Source organism: Streptomyces sp. HUAS TT7, from assembly GCF_051550175.1.
Taxonomy (GTDB): Bacteria; Actinomycetota; Actinomycetes; order Streptomycetales; family Streptomycetaceae; genus Streptomyces.
Genome location: NZ_CP196175.1, coordinates 1938081 through 1954987 on the forward strand (window position 1 = coordinate 1938081; position 16907 = coordinate 1954987).

General features: G+C 67.4%; 15 protein-coding genes. 9 read left to right on the top strand and 6 right to left on the bottom strand.

Going from position 1 to position 16907, the window contains the following annotated elements:
• Position 1: 1 nt before the first annotated feature.
• Positions 2-964, bottom strand: coding sequence for an alkaline phosphatase family protein (locus ACSHXC_RS08595; RefSeq protein WP_438291004.1), 963 nt, complete (start codon positions 962-964; stop codon positions 2-4).
• 518 nt (positions 965-1482) lie between these two features.
• Here ACSHXC_RS08595 and ACSHXC_RS08600 point away from each other — a divergent pair.
• From ACSHXC_RS08600 to ACSHXC_RS08615, 4 genes are read left to right on the top strand one after another with little or no spacing between them, the layout of a single operon-like run.
• Entirely contained in the window at positions 1483-3891 is a 2409-nt protein-coding gene (locus ACSHXC_RS08600; protein ID WP_438291006.1) for a nitrate- and nitrite sensing domain-containing protein, read from the top strand.
• Complete coding sequence (locus ACSHXC_RS08605) at positions 3888-4325, top strand: roadblock/LC7 domain-containing protein (protein ID WP_438291007.1); 438 nt, start codon at positions 3888-3890, stop codon at positions 4323-4325. Before ACSHXC_RS08600 ends, ACSHXC_RS08605 begins: the two co-directional genes overlap by 4 nt.
• Positions 4322-4738, top strand: a complete 417-nt coding sequence (locus ACSHXC_RS08610) for a DUF742 domain-containing protein (protein WP_438291008.1) — start codon at positions 4322-4324, stop codon at positions 4736-4738. The genes ACSHXC_RS08605 and ACSHXC_RS08610 overlap by 4 nt, the downstream gene beginning before the upstream one ends.
• On the top strand, positions 4719-5375 hold the full coding sequence (locus tag ACSHXC_RS08615) for a GTP-binding protein (protein ID WP_438291009.1): 657 nt from the start codon (positions 4719-4721) through the stop codon (positions 5373-5375). The genes ACSHXC_RS08610 and ACSHXC_RS08615 overlap by 20 nt, the downstream gene beginning before the upstream one ends.
• A 40-nt stretch (positions 5376-5415) precedes the next feature.
• Here the strand turns inward: ACSHXC_RS08615 and ACSHXC_RS08620 are convergent, their stop codons facing one another.
• Complete coding sequence (locus tag ACSHXC_RS08620) at positions 5416-6261, bottom strand: PucR family transcriptional regulator (RefSeq protein ID WP_438291010.1); 846 nt, start codon at positions 6259-6261, stop codon at positions 5416-5418.
• Positions 6262-6476: 215 nt separating this feature from the next.
• Here ACSHXC_RS08620 and ACSHXC_RS08625 point away from each other — a divergent pair, with 215 nt between their 5' ends.
• Entirely contained in the window at positions 6477-7046 is a 570-nt protein-coding gene (locus tag ACSHXC_RS08625) for a hypothetical protein (protein WP_438291011.1), read from the top strand.
• A gap of 115 nt (positions 7047-7161) precedes the next feature.
• Here the strand turns inward: ACSHXC_RS08625 and ACSHXC_RS08630 are convergent, their stop codons facing one another.
• Complete coding sequence (locus tag ACSHXC_RS08630) at positions 7162-8799, bottom strand: sigma-70 family RNA polymerase sigma factor (protein WP_438291012.1); 1638 nt, start codon at positions 8797-8799, stop codon at positions 7162-7164.
• A gap of 37 nt (positions 8800-8836) precedes the next feature.
• Positions 8837-10459 (bottom strand): sigma-70 family RNA polymerase sigma factor, encoded by a 1623-nt coding sequence (locus ACSHXC_RS08635; RefSeq protein ID WP_438291013.1) that lies wholly within the window; start codon positions 10457-10459, stop codon positions 8837-8839.
• Between the two features lie 674 nt (positions 10460-11133).
• Here ACSHXC_RS08635 and ACSHXC_RS08640 point away from each other — a divergent pair.
• The 4 genes from ACSHXC_RS08640 (at position 11134) to ACSHXC_RS08655 (ending at position 14707) form a co-directional block, all read left to right on the top strand.
• On the top strand, positions 11134-12516 hold the full coding sequence (locus ACSHXC_RS08640) for a sugar porter family MFS transporter (protein WP_438291014.1): 1383 nt from the start codon (positions 11134-11136) through the stop codon (positions 12514-12516).
• A 64-nt stretch (positions 12517-12580) separates the two neighbouring features.
• Positions 12581-13495: a 2-hydroxy-3-oxopropionate reductase gene (locus ACSHXC_RS08645; protein WP_438291015.1), complete on the top strand. Its 915-nt coding sequence runs from the start codon at positions 12581-12583 to the stop codon at positions 13493-13495.
• Positions 13492-14280, top strand: a complete 789-nt coding sequence (locus tag ACSHXC_RS08650; RefSeq protein ID WP_438291016.1) for an HpcH/HpaI aldolase family protein — start codon at positions 13492-13494, stop codon at positions 14278-14280. Before ACSHXC_RS08645 ends, ACSHXC_RS08650 begins: the two co-directional genes overlap by 4 nt.
• Positions 14281-14455: 175 nt before the next feature.
• Positions 14456-14707: a hypothetical protein gene (locus tag ACSHXC_RS08655; RefSeq protein WP_438291017.1), complete on the top strand. Its 252-nt coding sequence runs from the start codon at positions 14456-14458 to the stop codon at positions 14705-14707.
• Between the two features lie 586 nt (positions 14708-15293).
• Here the strand turns inward: ACSHXC_RS08655 and ACSHXC_RS08660 are convergent.
• Entirely contained in the window at positions 15294-15746 is a 453-nt protein-coding gene (locus tag ACSHXC_RS08660) for an integrase (RefSeq protein ID WP_438291018.1), read from the bottom strand.
• A complete protein-coding gene (locus ACSHXC_RS08665) occupies positions 15721-16449 on the bottom strand; it encodes a tyrosine-type recombinase/integrase (RefSeq protein WP_438291019.1) in 729 nt (242 codons plus the stop codon). The genes ACSHXC_RS08660 and ACSHXC_RS08665 overlap by 26 nt, the downstream gene beginning before the upstream one ends.
• Positions 16450-16907 lie beyond the last annotated feature (458 nt).

Here is a 16907-nt window from a genome sequence, read left to right on the forward strand (position 1 = left end):
GCTACTTCCCGGTACAACCGCTGCCGCTGTCGGCCGCCCAGATCCCGGTGATGTCCTTGCCGGACGCCGCGTTCCCGGCATGCGTGGTGCCGTACATGTCCTCGATCGTGCGGAGCAGGTCGTAGTGGTCGTACGTGGTGCTTGACTTGCTCCCCGCCTTCACCGGCTGCCCATAGAAGACGGTCGCGATGGGGTCGTGGGCCTTGTGGTCGTCCTCGTCGAAGTCGAGGACGAGCAGGCTGTTGTGCGCCTGCGCCCAGTTCGCGTACGCCGCCATGTTCTTCTTCAGCCACGTGTCGCCGTACTGCACGGTGGTGTTGTGCATGTCGCTGTTGATGTTCGGCGTCACGAACGACACGGTCGGGAGCTTGCTGAAGTCACTCTGCGGGAAGTCGGCGAAGGTGTGCGCCGTAGCCGCCGGAACGTTCTTGAACGAGAACCATGGGTTGTGTTTCCGCCAGAAGGTGCTGCCACTGGGGTGGCACTTGGTGGGACCGTCCTTGGGCATCGACTCGTTGTAACTTCCCCAGGTCCTGCCTTTGGCGATCACCTCGGATGCCAGATTCGGCCCGCTCAGCGAGTTCGCGTCCGGACACGTGTCGCTCGTGAGCTTCTGCGTCGACCCCGAGAAGAGAGCGAAGTAGTTGGGCTGGCTCGGGTGGGTGATGGCGTGGGACGCGGTCAACAGCGCTCCCCTGTTGGCCAGTTGGTTGTAGTAGGGGGCGGACGAGGTGCCGATCACCTGACTGGCCCGGTGGTTCTCGAACATCACGACCACGACGTGATCGGGCGTGGGCAGGCCCGACGTGGGTGCCGCGGCGGCCGGGTTGACGGCAGGTGAGGCAGGCTCGGCCGCGAACCCGTTGCTCGCGAGGAGCCCGGCCCCTACCAGGGACAGCCCGCAGGCGATGGAGAGGCTTACGACCTTCGCCCGTGGACTCCGGGCGTGTTTCGACATGGCCATACCGATTCCTTCGGTTGGATTTCCTGACGATTGATGCGGGAGGAATTTCGGCCGATCGGCAGTACGGTGCACATGAATCGCGGCCGGTGGGGCAAGCAAAGAAAGCTGACCCGTCCGCGCACGCGGATCGAAAGAAGAGCATTGCGGCGGCTCGCAGAAGAACCCGATCGTCCCGCATCGGCGCTCGGCGTCTGAACGCCACGACATCCGTCACCAGCGGAACCGCCATCAAGGGAATGCAAGACCCTCCCTTTCACGGTGAGGCACTCTACAGACGGCGTACCTCGGCGCCGAGCAATGTCGCAGGATTTGTCTCCTGATTGACAAACCCTGTCCCCGTCGCCCCATTCGTGTCGTCTCAGCCTGTGAACACGTCGCCATCTGTGTCTAGAGTCGGCAAAACGCCGGGACCGGATTCGGCCTCGGCTCTCCTATTCGGACACGCACCTTCCGACGGCCTGTTCATTGCCGAGAACCTCAGAATTCCGAGATGCGAGGGCTCCATGCGGTTCCGTAGCATGTCCATACGTACCCAGATGATCGCGGTCATCGCAGTCCCGCTGGCCGCTCTGATCGCCCTGTGGGGCTACTCCCAGGCCACGGTTTCGAACGACGTGTGGGGGCTGCGTTCGGTCAGCGACTCCTACCAGCGGTTCGGCGCCCCGGTGGATGGCCTGACGAGGGGGCTTCAGGCCGAACGACTGGCCGCCGTGGCGTACCTCGCGAACCACGACGCGCAGGGTGCGGATCAGACATTTCTGAAGGCAGGGCAGCAGTCCGACCGGCTCGTGGAGACCATTCGCGAACATGCGCAGGGCGATGGGTCCGATGCGCTCGACGCCGAGCAGCGCAAGGCGTTGAGCGCCCTCCTCGGTGCCGTCGGGCAACTCACGGACCTCCGGCAGGCTGTGAGCGGTGGGACAGCCTCCGTCAGCGACGTCACGCAACGCTACGGCACTCTCATCTCCACCATGTTCCGGTTCCGGACCTCCTTCACGGGCTCTCAGGCGGACCGGCTCGCCCAACGTGCGGCTGTACTGGCCGAGTTGAACCGGGCACAGGAGTACGTATCCCAAGAAGAGGCGGCGTTGACCGTCCTGAGCAGCCAGGCAAAGCCGGACGCCGGACTCTTGCGCATCCTGGACAACGCCGTGGAGGCGCACCGGCTGCTCTTCGGCATCTACTTGCCCGAGCTCCACGGGGCGGACCGGCCGGCCTACGACCAGCTGACGCGTCAGTCGGCCTGGGGAGCCATGGGCAAGTACGAGGACGCCTTCCTCGAAAACGACTTCGGCCTGACGCACAGTCTTCCGCACCTCGCCGAGTGGCGGACGACGGCAAGCACCGTGGAGAGGTCCCTGGGGCAGCTCAACACCGCCTTCGCCGAGCGCGTCAGCGGCCAGGCGGCCGCCGACGCCGACCGTCTGAGCAAGGGCAATATGACAGCCGGCGGGATCAGTCTGCTCGCCATCGGCGTCTCTGTCCTGCTGTCGGTCCTGCTCGGCCGTCGACTCGTCAAGCAGCTGCTCCGGCTGCGGGATTCGGCACGGGACCTCGCTCACCACCGGCTCCCGCAGGTCATGGAGCGACTGCGGAGCGGTGAATCCGTGGATGGGCAGGAGGCCGTGCCTGCGCTTGAGGTCAGCCGCGACGAGATCGGTCAGGTGGCCCTGGCCTTCAACGTCGTACGTCTTGCGGCCGTCGAGGCAGCGGTCAACCAGGCCGAGCTGCGCACGGCGGCATCCGAGGTGTTCGTCAGTCTGGCCCGCCGGAGTCAGGGCCTGGTGCAGCGCCAGCACGCCGTGCTCGACGAGATGGAACGGTTGGTCGAGGACCCGGACGAGCTGGCCCAGCTCTACCGTCTCGACCATCTGACGACCAGGATGCGACGCCATGCAGAGGGGCTGATCGTCCTCTCCGGTGGATCGCCTCGACGCGGCCCCCAACACCCCATCCGCATGCTCGACTTGGTCCGCGCCGCAGTGTCGGAGGTGGAGACCTACACCCGCATCGCGCTGCGCCCGTTCCCTGACTCCTCCCTCATCGGGCCCGCGGTCGCCGACGTGACGCACCTGGTCGCGGAGCTCCTGGAGAACGCCACGCAATACTCGCCGCCGCACACCCAGGCCACGGCCCACGGCGAGCGAGTCGCCAACGGCTACGTCATCGAGATCAACGACCGCGGCCTGGGCATGCGGTTTGACGCGCTGGAGGACGCCAACCGACGACTTGCCCAGGACCTGGAGTTCGACCGGGTGGAGGCCGAACGCCTGGGGTTGTTCGTCGTCGGCAGGCTGGCACACCGGCACGGCGTCAAGGTCACGCTTCGCCGGTCCCCATACGGCGGGACGTGCGCCATCGTGCTCATCCCGGAGTGCCTGCTCGTCGAGAACACAACAACGACCGGTGACGGGGCCCGGCCCTCGGTTCCCGTACCTTCCCCCGCTCCTTCGCTGGGTTCTGGCGACGGGGACACCAGCCGTGCCGCACAGGATGCGAGCGCGCGAGGGCCGCAGCGACGCTCCGGGGCTCATCGGCGTTCCGGTACCAGACCGCCCGAGATCGAGCGGCTCCCGGCCGTGCCACGACAGGGCGAAGGAAGCACACGCGGCGGCCTCCCCCGCCCCGACACCGACGTCCGTCCGCTCCCGCGCCGGGTGCGCCAGCCGCGTCCGATACCCGGAACTCCGCCTTCCCCTACACCGGCGGACGCCACCGCGGCCGTTGGCACAGCTCCCGGCCCGGAAGCGGCACGCGCGACGTTCTCCGCGTATCAACGCGGCCTTGCGGCCGGCCGGGCCGACGCCGGAGCACCTCGTGGCAGCACATCCTTCCTGGGTTCCCAAGCCGACTTGCCACCCCGCGGTCCGAAGAACCGCACCCCAGACCCCACACCCGCACAGCCTGGAAAGGGACATCCGCAGTGACCACCACTCCCTCAACGCCCACCGATCTCGGGTGGCTGCTCCACGACCTCATTCAACGCGTGGTCGATGTCCGGCACGCTCTCCTGCTCTCGAGCGACGGACTCGTCACCAGCGCCTCATCCGCGCTGACCAGGGAGGACGCGGAGCACCTCGCTGCCGTGGCCTCCGGGTTCCACAGTCTGGCGCGGGGCGCCGGCTTCCAGTTCAACATCGGTCAAGTCCGCCAGACGATGATCGAGTACGCCGATGCGTTCCTGTTCGTCACAGCGGCGGGTGACGGCAGCTGTCTGGCCGTGCTGAGCAGCCCCAGCGCCGACGCCGGCCAGGTCGTCTACGAGATGGCCCTGCTGGTCAAGCGGATGGGTGAGCACATGGCTGTCGCGCCGCGCAATGAGGCAGTGGTGGACCCGGCCGCTCAGGGATGGACCGGGTGAACACCGGCCGCCCGGCGCGCCATTGGGCGGGCGGCGGCCCGGAAGACCCCGAGCCAGAGGCAAGCCCGGCCGTCCGGCCCTACGCGCTGACACAAGGGCGCACCCACACGCCGGGCGCGCCGCACTTGGATCTGATGGCCACGGTCGTCCTGGCCGACCCACCACACTCCACGCTGCTGCTCGATCCGCCGTCCGGCCCCGAGTACGACCTCATCCTCGCGTATTGCGCGCACGGCGCGGTCACTGTTGCCGAGCTCGCCTCCAGGGCCGGGCTGCTGCTGGGTGTGCTCCGAGTCCTGCTGGGAGACCTGCACACCGCCGGCCTTATCCATGTCGCTCATCCAGCGGCGCCCGCCCAACTGTCGGGCGACGAAACCCTTAAGGAAGTCATCGATGCCCTCGGCCCGCCCTGACGACGGCCGCCCCTCCTCGCCCGTCACACATAGGTCACCACGCACATATGGGTCGTCCGACTATGGGGCGTCCGACCACCCCGTTGCCCTGAAGATCCTCGTCGCCGGGGGCTTCGGCGTCGGGAAGACGACGTTAGTGAGTGCCGTAAGTCAGAGTCGGCCCCTGCGGACCGAGGCGGGACTCACAGCTCCGAGCCGTTCGGTCGACGACACCACAGGGGTGCGTACGAAGTCGACGACGACCGTCGTCATGGACTTCGGGCGCATCGACATCCGGGAGGGGTTGGCCCTCTACCTGTTTGGCACGCCCGGCCAGGACCGGTTCCGGTTCATGTGGGACGAGCTCGCCATTGGCGCGCTCGGCGGAGTGATCCTGGCGGACACCCGGCGCTTCGCCGAGTGCTTCTCAGCCGTCGACTTCTTCGAATCGCGCGGCATCCCCTTCATCGTCGGCGTGAACTGTTTCGACGACTCGCCGCGCCACCCGGCCGACGAGGTACGCACGGCGCTCGATCTGGCTCCCGATGTCCATGTAGAGCTCTTTGACGCCCGAAGCCGAGCAGATGTCCGGCGCCTGCTCGCCACGCTCGTCGACCACGCCCGGGTCCAGTGGTCCAGCGAGACCCGGCGCCGATGACTTGCGGAAGTGCTCCAACTGGCCGATCCCGCCTTGCCGTTCACACGCCGTTGACGCCTGCCCGCCCGTGGCCACGCAGGGGCAAAGAGCCTTCCGCCTCACGCAACGCACGCCGGCGCGCGAGGTACTGGCGGTGACGGAACTCCGCTATCAGCCGACCGCCACGCACCGCGAGCTCCAGCTCGAAGCGTCGCCTCGGATCACGCAGGGCGCCTCCGAACAGCCCCTCCATCAGTCGCATCCGGTAGCGGACAGTCTGGGGATGGACCCCTAGTGCCTTAGCAGTCTCCGGCGCCCGCCCGCCGAACTGCAGCCAGGTCAGAAGGGTTTCCACGATCCGCTGGCTCTGTGTGTAGGTCCTGCTCTCCAGCGGGTGCAGCCACCGCGCGGCAAGAAAGCGTGCCAGCTCCTGGTCCTGCAGGATCATCAACGTGACAAGGTGGTCTTCGACATGCATGAGCCGGGTCGTGGAGATGTCCCCCTCGGGGAAGAGCGCCAGCAACTTCCGCGCCCAGCCCAGCGAGGACCTCACCTCCCCGAGCCGAACGGCTGGTCCGACCGCGGCCGGCCGCCCGCGCAGTGCCCGGACCAGCATGCCCGCGGTGTCCTCGCCGGGATCGGGGATCAGCAAGTACGGCGCAGAGGTGTCGCCGCGCACCAGAGCTTGGGTGCGGGGAAGCACCGGTAGCGGCACACCGGTCGCCCCGGCGAGAGCCACCGGCTGAACGGTGGCCGACGGCGCCCAGCCGGCTCGGCGGGCCAGTTCCGCAAGAGCCTCCTCGGACACGGTCTCGTTTCCCACTACGGCTTCCAGAAGCGACTCCGCGTCCGGGCCGACGCCGGTGGCACCCGGCAGCTTCCCCATTTCCGTGGATTCCAATGACATGCAGACCTCCAGGCAGGACGGCCCTGCGTCGCTCGCGCCGGGCACACCATGAAGACCTCGTCATCCGCCCCCGATCCCGTTGATTTACATTTACTTTACCATCGGTCGATTCTTATCAAATTGCGGCGAAAATTCCAGAAGGCCACTCCACCTCGCACGCTCCACCGCTAGAAAGAATGCCAATCGTCAGAGGCGAACCTACGAGCGAGGTGACCATGACTTCCTACGTCGCCCCCAGCGGATCGACGAACGGATCCGCCCTGAAGTCTGCTTACGGAAGCGTGTACGGTGGGCCCACGCACCAGTACCCCGGCGCCCGGTTCACCCTGGGTCTGTACCAGAAGATTTCCGCGCTACCGCTCGATGAATTCAGTGCTCTGCGTGATCGTGCACTGGCCGACGAGTCCCACTCCACGGCGACCCGTGCTCTCAAGCGCACCTTCTATTCGGTCGGCTGCGCGTTGCTTCCGCGTTCGCTGCTCTCGGTCCAGGCGTGGATGGCCTGCACACTCCACGATTTCCGCTACACGGTGGGCCCCAATGTGTACAAGGGAACCGAGGAGGCAGCCGCGGCCGATCTCCGTGAGGCCGACATCCAGCTCGGTCGATCTCTCGGGCTGCCGGACGGACACTCTCTGCCGGAGTGGATGGAGGCCCTGCACCGCGAGTCGGGCCGGAGCGAGCCACTCGCCGCCCATTCCTGGCTCTACGCGCCGACACCGACCTGCGGTCCGCTGTTCTACAACCTGCGACAGCTTCAGCACCCGGCTCAGCACCCGCTCTGACGCGCATTCAGGCCGCCGCGGCCGGAGCTCCCTCAGTTCGAGCCGCGGTCGAAGGGGGTTGGCGCATGGCGATCGGGGACCCCGCCATGCGCCAACCCCTACTCCTTCAGCCGGTTCAGCCGGAGAAGAGCGCCCCCTCATAGCGGAAGCGCATCGAGTCGGAGCCGTTGTAGAACGGATTGGTGCTCATGAAGTGTCGGTGCACATCCCCCTTGTCGGCGGCGTACCAACCGTCGAGACCCAGCCGCGCGTCCTCCGCGTCCTCCATGAACTGCGCCTCGTGGTCCTTGGACTTCGTCTTCAGCCGCCACACCTCATGCGCGTCGGTGGAGGTACACGGCTGCTGGGACACCGGGCTGTGTCCCTTCGGACTGCCGGAGTTCCGCAGACAGAGCTTCGTCGCGCCGTTCTGCAGCATGACGGAGAACTGGTCGCCGTGATCCGTCCGGTCCAACAGCAGCACATTCCATACCTGTTGCTGACCGCCGTCACAGACAGCCTCCTGGGGCGCCCTTCCCGTCTGGGAGTCGCCCTGCGGCGCTTCCATGCACCACCCCGTGGACTGGACAGTCAGTGGAGTACGGGCCGTTTCGCGCGCACTCGCGCTGGGTGGGGCGGCAGGTGGGGAGCTGGACGGCACGGCCGGAACCGAACCTGTCGGTGTCGCCGAGGGGCTGTGAACGGGAAGCGACGCGGAACGAGTTGAGCCGGGCGCTGACGGCGACACCGCGGGGCTGCGGGGTGCGATCATCTGTGGCTGAGCGATGGCCGGATCACCGTCCCCGTCGGGCAAGGAGAGGTTCGCGACCCCCACGGCGAGCGCCGCCACGGCCGACAACGATGCCGCCGCCTTCGCGGCCACCGATGCCTTCGCCCAGAGGGCGGCCGGTCCCGATACGCCGAGGTGCTGCACAACAGCCGTGGCCGTACAGCCAGCCGCCCCCGAGGTGAGGTACGTCGAACCGCCCCACAACAAGAGCGCCGTCGGCAGCGCCGCGCCCAGTTGCTCGTTGAGACCATCGAGCGCGGTCAGCAGCCCATGGCAGTCCACGCAGCCCCCGAGGTGACGTTCGAGGTCCCGGGGCCTGCCGCGGGGGCGACGCAGAGAGGCGGCAAGCAGCGTGCGAGCCCGGCCGCACTCCTCGGCCGCGGGCTGACGCTGCTGTGCGTACGCGGTCAGATACGCCTCGCGCAGACCTTCGCGGGCCCGCGACGCGAGCGAGGCGGCGCCTGTGGCGCTGAGACCGAGCCTGGAGCCCACTTCCGCCGCGGATTCGCGCTCCACCACCATGTGCCACAGCACCGTCTGCCACCGTTCCGGCAACGTACGGAATGCCTTGAGTGCCAGGCTGCCGTCCTCCATGCGCAGCAGGCGCTCTTCAGCGGTCTCCGCCGGCGTCAACCCGTCCGGGCCGGACATCAGCCACCGCTCAAAGTCGTCGGACAGCTCGACGCGCCGCGCGGTGTCAGCCCAGTTGGCGGCGGTACGGCGGACCACCGTCAACAGGTAGGGGCGCCAGGCCACCTCGGGCCCTCGCCCGGCGCGAACGGCCTGGAGGGTACGGGCGAACGCCTCCGCCGCCAGGTCCTCGGCCGTGTGCGGATCACGGCAGCAGGACCGGGCATAGGCGAGGACCGCCGGCCGGTGGCACCGGTACAACTCGGCGAGAGCACGCTCGTCGTGCCCTCCCCGCACGGCCTCGACGAGTTCGGCATCCTTGAACGGATAGGAGGATTCGGTGTCGAGGTACATCTTGGTCCTTGCGTCCGGAGCCGGCATCGATTGCGTGTCAGCGAAGAACGAATGACATGTGCGCGCACCCGGAACCTTCGTCGGCATAGGTTGCGAAGGGTTGCCCCTCGTCAGAGGCGCCGTCCCGGCATGCATACCCGAGCCACTGCTGCGGGCCATAACTGGTGTAAAAGAACGAGGCACCCTCATCGGTTGAAATGGCCCATACTTGGCGAGAATCGTCGGCATCGCAGGTACTTTGATTGACCGGTTTCGCCATGTCGCTTCCGTTGACACTTGCGAGACAAAGGGAGCTGGCCACATTGCGCAACTGGACCAGTCGAGACCCCAGACTGTCTCGCGCCCCGGTATCCAGTACGTCCCATTTCTGGCCGGGAGAGTTGTCGCAGGGTTCCGCCAAGGTTCCGCCGTCCTGCGAATAACCGTCCATACACATAGTCGAATCCGCTACATGGAACACGTTTCGGCTCTTGGCCGGCGACGAAGCCCCGGCCGTAGGAGACACAGTTGGCCGTCTCACTGATCCGCTGGGGCTCGGTAATGGGGGCCGGCGAGAGCTGCGTACCTGCTCGGGGCTGCGCGGTGAAGGGTTATGGGGCGACGGGGAGGGCGACGGCGACAGCAGGGCAATACTCGGTTCGGACACAGCAGGCGCAGCCCCGACCTGATCTCCCGGTGCGCTGCCGCCCGGCATCAGACTCACAGCCAGGAGCCCTGCGGCGGCGACCACGGAGGCGGCAACCGCTGTCTTCGTCTTGCCGTTCAAGTCGCGGCCGTACTGCGAAGTCGCTGCGGTGACAGCCCCTCGCATCGCACCAGGCGCCGCCAGCCGCACCGCCATGTAGGCGGCGCCTCCCCACAACAGCACTCCTGCCGAAAGCAGTCTGCCCAGACCGTTGTTGACCTCCTCTGCCGCGACTAGCGCGGCATGACACCGTACGCAACTCGCCAGATGCCGTTGCAGGTCCCGGCCGGGACGGCGGGGCGCCCGGCGTACGGCCGCGCCGAGCGCACTCCTGTAGTACCGGCACTCCTCCGACTGCGCCCCGGCCTCGACGTGCGCCGTCAGGAATGCCTCCCGGAGCCCTTCCTTGGCGCGTGCGGTGAGCGAGGCGACCCCACTGGTACTGAGGCCCAGCAAGTCTCCTATCTCCGCCGCCGGTTCGCCCTCGACCACCGCGTGCCACAGGACGACCTGCCATCTCTCCGGGAGGGAGTGGAAGGCGCGCAGTACCAGGCTGTTGTCCTCGGCCCGCAGCATCCAGTCTTCGCTGCTCTCCACCGTGTCGAACGATGCCCCTGCCTCACCAAGCCAGCGTTCGAAGTCGTCGGAGAGTTGTACGCGCTGCGCGACGGCACCCCAGCCCACGGCGATGCGGCGGATCGTGGTCAACAGATAGGGCCGCCAGGCAACTTCGGGGCCACCCCCGGAACGCACCGCCTGGAGGGTCCTCGCGAAGGCTTCGGAGACCAAATCCTCGGCGGTGTGCGAATCCCGACAGCACGAGCGGGCGTAGCTGAGCACGGCCGGGCGGTGCCTGCGATAGAGCTCGGCCAGGGATCCCTCGTCGTTCTTCTCCCGTACGGCGGCGAGGAGTTCGGCATCTGGCACCACCCGCTGCTGCCCTGTGCCACCGAACACGGTATCGACCCCCTCCATCAATTCAGCGGCCGGTACCCGAGTAGCGGGCTGGACGTTCTAGGCGGCCACCCCGCCGACGAACGACGCCGTCTTCTCCACGTTGCACGACGTGGAGAACCCGTAACAGTGGCCCCAGCGGCCCATCGCGCGCCTTCCTCGCCGCATGGACCACTGGGCGCGACAGGACCAGCCCTCGACAACCTACGAGCGAAGCCCCGGCACCCGAGCCGCCGGCAGCGCGGCGATGCCCGCTCGTGATGGTCGAGTTCAACACCTGGGCTAGGGACATCACTTCCGGATCGTCCAAGTACCCCAGAACATCGGCCAGTTCCGGCTTGAGGAGCGACGACGCCCTCCCTTGATCCCGAACAAGCCCGGGACCGCACCCACACGCGAACCGCCGCAACCTCGGATGCACATCGAACCGCGTTCACGTATCTGAAGCTATCCATGCGCTCGGCCTGCCGTCAACAGCCAATCCCGGATATCGAGCATCACCATCGAGCAAAGTCGTTCACGTACATAATTTTCATTCACGATACTGAATCGTTACAGCTTGATGCGTTGCCTTCGAGTGGACCCGGTGTGAGCCTGTCCGCACCTCGTCGCCGCAAGGCGGCAGACCTCTCCGGGCGGTGACGGCCAACCCGCCCCAACTCACCCCGTCGATCGACAGAGAGGGCAGATCCGTCATGGAACAGTCCACAGCAGCGCCACCGCGGCGCCCGCGGACCAGGACGTCCGTCTCCTACCTCTACTTCTTCGGTGCCCTCGGCGGTGTCCTCTTCGGATACGACCTCGGGGTCATCTCCGGTGTCCTGCTGTTCATCAAAAGACTCTGGGCTCTTGACCCGGTGGCTCAGGGCGTCGTAGGCGGCTGCCTCGCCGCGGGTGCGGTGATAGGTGCGGTGTTCGCCAGCCGCACGACCGACCGTCTCGGCCGCCGCCGCACGATCATGCTCGCGGCCCTGGTCTTCTCGGTCGGCACCCTGGGCTGCGTGTTCGCCGAGAATGTGACGGTCCTCGTGGCCGCCCGCTTCGTGGTGGGCGTGGCGGTCGGCTGTTCATCGGCCACCGTGCCGACCTATCTGTGCGAGTTGGCTCCCGCCACGGCACGCGGCGCGCTGTCCACGCTCAATCAGCTCATGATCGTCAGCGGCATCCTGCTCGCGTATGTCGTCGACTGGGCGTTGAGCGGTCCGGCGAACTGGCGCGCCATGTTCGCCGCCGCGCTGGTGCCCGCACTGGTGTTGCTCGTCGGCATGTCCTTCATGCCGGAGACACCGCGCTGGCTGATCCAAGCCGGCCGGGACGAAGAAGCCCGTGCCGTGCTGGCCCGGACCCATCCCGGGGACGACATCGAGACAGAGATCGACAACATTCGCGCTGTGATGGACCTGGACGCCGGCCGGAAGGGAACCTTGAGCGACCTCCGGGCGGCCTGGGTACGTCCCGCGCTCTTCGTCGCCCTCCTGCTCGCGGTCGGGCAGCAGTTCTGCGGTGTGAATGCCATCAACCTCTACGCACCCACCATGTTCGCCGACCTCGGGTTCGGGAAGTCCGCGTCCCTGCTGGCCTCGATCGTGCTGGGCACGGTCAAGGTCGCTTTCACCGCCTGGGTGATCTTCACGGTCGACCGCTGGGGACGCAAGCCCCTGCTGCTCCTCGGCAACGTGTGCATGGCACTGACCCTCTTCCTGCTGGGCCTTGTGGTGCTGACGGTCCCTGACCACACGACCGCCGGACTGATTGCCCTGGTGCTGCTCGTCACCTACCTCGCGGGCTACGAACTCGGCTGGGGCGCCGTCGTGTGGGTGATGATGGCCGAGATCTTCCCGCAGAAGGTGCGCGGCATCGGCATGGGTGTCGGCAGCGTAGTGCTCTGGGCCTCGACCTTCGCCATCACCTTCATCTTCCCCGCGATGGAGAGCGGCCTGGGGTTGGCCCACTCGGCATGGATATTCGCCGCCGTCAGCCTCGTACTCTTCGCGCTCGTGCGACGCCTGGTGCCGGAGACCAAGGGACGCAGTCTCGAACAGATCGAGATGGACCTTCGGACCCGCGTCGGCAAGTAGCCCACCGTCGCGTCGCCACCGAACCCATTACTCATCCACGCACTGCCACGAGGCGGGAGACAACATGCGTATCGGCTTCATCGGACTGGGCATCATGGGCGGTCCCATGGCCGCCAACCTGGTCCGAGCAGGCTTCGACGTCATCGGCTACAACCGCAGCCCCGCAGCCGTAGAGCGGCTCGTCGTCGCCGGTGGCACCCGGGCCCACTCGATCAAGGAGGTGACAGCCAGCGCGGACATCGTCATCACGATGCTGCCGGACTCCCTGGATGTCGAGGACGTCGTCCTCGGCACGGACGGAGTCCTCGCGGCGAGCTCCCCCGGACAGGTGCTCATCGACATGAGTACCATCCGACCGCAGAGCGCCATCGCCATCGCGCGGGCCGCCAAAGACAAGGGGGTCTTGGCGCTCGACGCTCCCGTCTCCGGCGGAGAGCGGGGCGCGATCGACGGCGAGCTGTCCATCATGGCCGGCGGCGAACCCGCCGTGTTCGAGGCTGTGCTGCCCGTCCTCGAAGCGATGGGCACGACCGTCGTACGCGTAGGGCCGCACGGGGCCGGGCAGACCGTCAAGGCCGTCAACCAGTTCCTCGTGGCGGGCATCATCGAGCTGGTCGCCGAGGCGATCCTGCTCCTCGAGGCGACCGACACGGATGTCGATGCCGGTCTGCGAGTGCTCCGTGGCGGTCTGGCAGGCAACCGGATACTCGACCGCAAGGGCGCCGCCATGCTCGCCCGAGAGTTCACTCCGGGCTTCAGGGTCGACCTGCATCACAAAGACCTCGGCATAGGACTCTCCATCGCCCGGGACGCGGGCGTCACCGTCCCCGTCGGAGCCCTCGTCGCACAACTCCTTGCGGCTGTCCGCGCCCGGGGCGACGGCCGCCTCGATCACACCGCGCTGTTGCGCCTCCTCGAACAGCTCAGCCGCCCCCAGCCCGACCCAGCACCCAACTCACTTACGGAGCAGACGTCATGACCGACCTTCGCCGGCGCCTCGCCGCCGGGCACACCCTCTACGGCACCTTCCTCGGCCTGGGCTCCGCCCTCGCCACCGAGGCGTGTGCCCTGGCCGGCTTCGACTGGCTCCTGGTCGACCTGGAACACGGCGGAGGAGACGAAAGCACCGTGATCCACCAGCAGTTGACCGCCGAGGCACACCACGTACCCCTGCTCGTGCGTGTGGAGTCGGCGGACCGGATCCGGGCGGGCCGCGTGCTCGACATGGGTGCCACAGGGGTGATGTTCCCACGGCTCGGAACACCGGCACAGGTGCATCAGGCCGTGCGTCACCTGCGCTACCCGCCCCTGGGCGACCGCGGTGTCTCCGCCCACAACCGCGCCTACGGATTCGGCGCACGGGCCCAGGACTTCGACACCGCCCACCAGCGCATCCTCTCCGTCGTCCAGATCGAGAGTCGACAAGCCCTCGAATCCATCGAGGACATCGTGGCGCTCGACGGCATCGACGTCCTGTTCGTGGGCCCGCGGGACCTCTCGTACGACCTCGGCGTACCGGGCGACACCGCTGCGCCGGTCTTCCAGGACGCTCTCGCGCGGATCCTCGCCGCAGCCGAGTCAGCGGGCCTCGCTGCAGGGATCCTCGCGCCAGACGCCCGAGCCGCCCGCCAATACGCCGCCGAAGGCTTCCGCTTCATCGGGATCGGCTCCGACTCGGCGATGCTGCTCCAAGCTGGCCGAGCCGCGCTCGACTTGGTGCACGCCAGCAGCCCGACAGAGTCCACTTCTGGCCTTCCCTCGTAGTGAGGAGTTCGTGATTGCAGGGGAATTTGGTGTTCACCTGGTCCAAGTAACGGACGTACACGCCTGATTTACATACGGGTTCTTTACGCATTGTGATCGAGATGGACAGGCCGATCCCTGAGGTGGCCGAGGAGCTCGGCGTGCACTCCGGCACGCTGCACAGCTGGGTGTCGCGGTGGCGACGCAACAGGTCGAACGACGTCGGACCGGCACGCCCCGCAGCCATCGCGCCGCCGAACTCGCCCTGGACCGCGCCCGCTACGACGCCGAGCGCGCCTTCACCGGGTCGAGGTGGAAACCCGCCTGGTCGCCCGCGCCCTGGAGACCCGCTGGAAGGTCAAACTCGCCGATCTTTGCCGAGGCTGAACAGGCCCTGGAGACGGCCCGCCAAGCCTGGCCGACACTGCCCGAACCGGCCGCCGTCTAGGTCCTCGCCGCCGACCTGCCCCGCCTCTGGCACACGGAGGACACTGCCTCGACGTCCACACCCGGCTTCGCGACTTCCTCACCCGGTACGCCGAAGACCGCCCACTGCCCGGGGAAACCCTCGAAAACTGGCTCTACCCGCTGGCCTCCATGTCGGCCTACACCCTGACGCGGCTACGCCAGCCCCCCCTCGCGATCTGCTCAACATTGACCTGGACCACCTCAACGAGACGCTCATGACCCGCATGACCGGCCCCCTGGAACAGAACTTCAAAACCGCCCTGCGCCATAGCAAAGCCGACGGAGTCGACCGCATCGCCCGCACACCCGACTTCACACCAAGCTCCGGCAAGCCGTCATCACCCAAAACCGCTACCGCATCGAAAGGTGATCCGCACCTGCAGCCGGGCGGGAGCGGCGGGGGGGAAGCCCCTGCTCGCGGACACCACGGGCCGTGATCCGGACCATGTACGGACCAACTCAGCTCCGCAGCGCGAGACCCCACCCATTTCCGCAGGTCAGACGCAGGTGCGGCCGCGTACCACCAGCAGACGAAGAACCTGCTGTCATCCAGGCGAGCATCAACGTCACACCGGCACCACCCAGGCCATGCGTTGAAGGGCCTCGGTCCCTGGCGGCTCCGGTGCTCGTGAGGATTCGCCGGATGCCCAGGCGAGCAAGGCGTTGATGGCGCTGCGCCCCTTGGCCCCGGCCTTCGGCAGGAAGTGGGCGTAGTAGTGCAGGGTGATCACCGGGGATGAGTGTCCGAGCCAGCGTGCGAGGGTGACCACCGACTCGCCGGCCTCGAGGATGACGGACGCGTAGATGTCTCTCAGCACGTGGAAGCCGTCGCTGCGGGACGCCTGCCAGCGCTCGCCCTCAACTCGCGCGGGAATCACACCGGCGGCGGCCAGCGCCGGCTTCGAGATGTGAGCGCTGAAGTAGTTCGCACGGACGGCGTTGCCGTGCGTCGTGGTCAGGGTGAGGGCGAAGGTCCGGGTCCTCCTCCCCGGCTCAGGTCCTCCCCAGGGCAGCGTCACGTCCACTGACGGAAACTCGGCGAAATACCCGGCCAGCTCGCGAGCCACCGATTCCGGCATGTCGACGACGCGTGTCCTGCCAGCGCACGTGGAGGACGCCGCGTTCGAAATCAACGTCCGCCGGGGAGAGACCGAACGCCTCCCCCTGCCGCAGGCCGCATCCCAGCGCGAGTACGACAGCGATGCGATAACGCGCCCGGATCGCCCCGTGCACCCTCCGCGAGACGCTCGGCTCCCAGATCTCCCGAAGACTTTCCGGCACCCTCGGCCAGCGAACAGACTTGGCGCGCACCGGATTACGCGCCAGCCGCCGGTCATCGACGGCCGCCTCAAAAATGTTCGACAGGACAGTCAGGATCTGACGGCTGTAGCGCGGCGAGCATTTTGCCTCAAGTACCGGAATGTAGCCGCGGATACACGCGGGCGTGATCTCCCGCAGCGAAAGGGCACCCAAGTGCGGCAGGATATGCAGCCGCACGCGCCGCTCCACTCCCTGCCGCGTGCCGGCGGCACCACGCGCGCCCGCATGCCAGAACGACGCCACGTAGTCGGCAAGCGTGATCGAACCATCATGGGGATCGACGAGCTCTCCGGGCGCCTGATCGGCGATGGCGGTCCCGAGCCAGGTCTTGGCATCTTTCAGCTTCTTGAAAGACCTGTCCCGCACCCCGGGAATGCCTGCTACCCGGTAGCGCGAACCCACGCCGTACCGGGCCGTCCGTTCCCGCTTCCCCGTGCCCCCGGTCCCGCTTCTTCTTTACCCAGCGGTCTTCGATGTACCCGGCCAACCACAGGCTTCTCGCGCACGAGCCCAAAGAGCGCACGGCACGACGAACGAAGCGTCAGTTTCGGTCCGCGAGCCGAGGGCGACACCCAGAGAGAGGGGAATCCCGCTGACCTTGACCGTCCTATTCCAGCGTTTCAGCCCACGACCGGAAGCCCCCACGCCACTCTTCCCGGCCCGCACAAGACGCATCCGGATGAGGCAGCCCACTGCCACGCGGCTCGAAATGATGCGCTCATCAGACCGGCAGAGCAGTGCCCCACGGCACGACAGGACAGAGCCGTCGCCCAGACCCGGGCCGAGCAAGCGCACAGGCCAAGCGCAGCCACAGCGGACGAGCCCTCTCCAGGCCTTCCACTGCCTCACCGAGGTCCCCA

Excerpts from the sequence above, each read along its gene's own strand:
- ACSHXC_RS08595 (WP_438291004.1), bottom strand. The coding sequence starts at position 964 with ATGGCCATGTCGAAACACGCCCGGAGTCCACGGGCGAAGGTCGTAAGC.
- ACSHXC_RS08600 (WP_438291006.1), top strand. The coding sequence starts at position 1,483 with ATGTCCATACGTACCCAGATGATCGCGGTCATCGCAGTCCCGCTGGCC.
- ACSHXC_RS08615 (WP_438291009.1), top strand. The coding sequence starts at position 4,719 with ATGCCCTCGGCCCGCCCTGACGACGGCCGCCCCTCCTCGCCCGTCACA.
- ACSHXC_RS08620 (WP_438291010.1), bottom strand. The coding sequence starts at position 6,261 with ATGTCATTGGAATCCACGGAAATGGGGAAGCTGCCGGGTGCCACCGGC.
- ACSHXC_RS08625 (WP_438291011.1), top strand. The coding sequence starts at position 6,477 with ATGACTTCCTACGTCGCCCCCAGCGGATCGACGAACGGATCCGCCCTG.
- ACSHXC_RS08630 (WP_438291012.1), bottom strand. The coding sequence starts at position 8,799 with ATGTACCTCGACACCGAATCCTCCTATCCGTTCAAGGATGCCGAACTC.
- ACSHXC_RS08635 (WP_438291013.1), bottom strand. The coding sequence starts at position 10,459 with ATGGAGGGGGTCGATACCGTGTTCGGTGGCACAGGGCAGCAGCGGGTG.
- ACSHXC_RS08640 (WP_438291014.1), top strand. The coding sequence starts at position 11,134 with ATGGAACAGTCCACAGCAGCGCCACCGCGGCGCCCGCGGACCAGGACG.
- ACSHXC_RS08645 (WP_438291015.1), top strand. The coding sequence starts at position 12,581 with ATGCGTATCGGCTTCATCGGACTGGGCATCATGGGCGGTCCCATGGCC.
- ACSHXC_RS08650 (WP_438291016.1), top strand. The coding sequence starts at position 13,492 with ATGACCGACCTTCGCCGGCGCCTCGCCGCCGGGCACACCCTCTACGGC.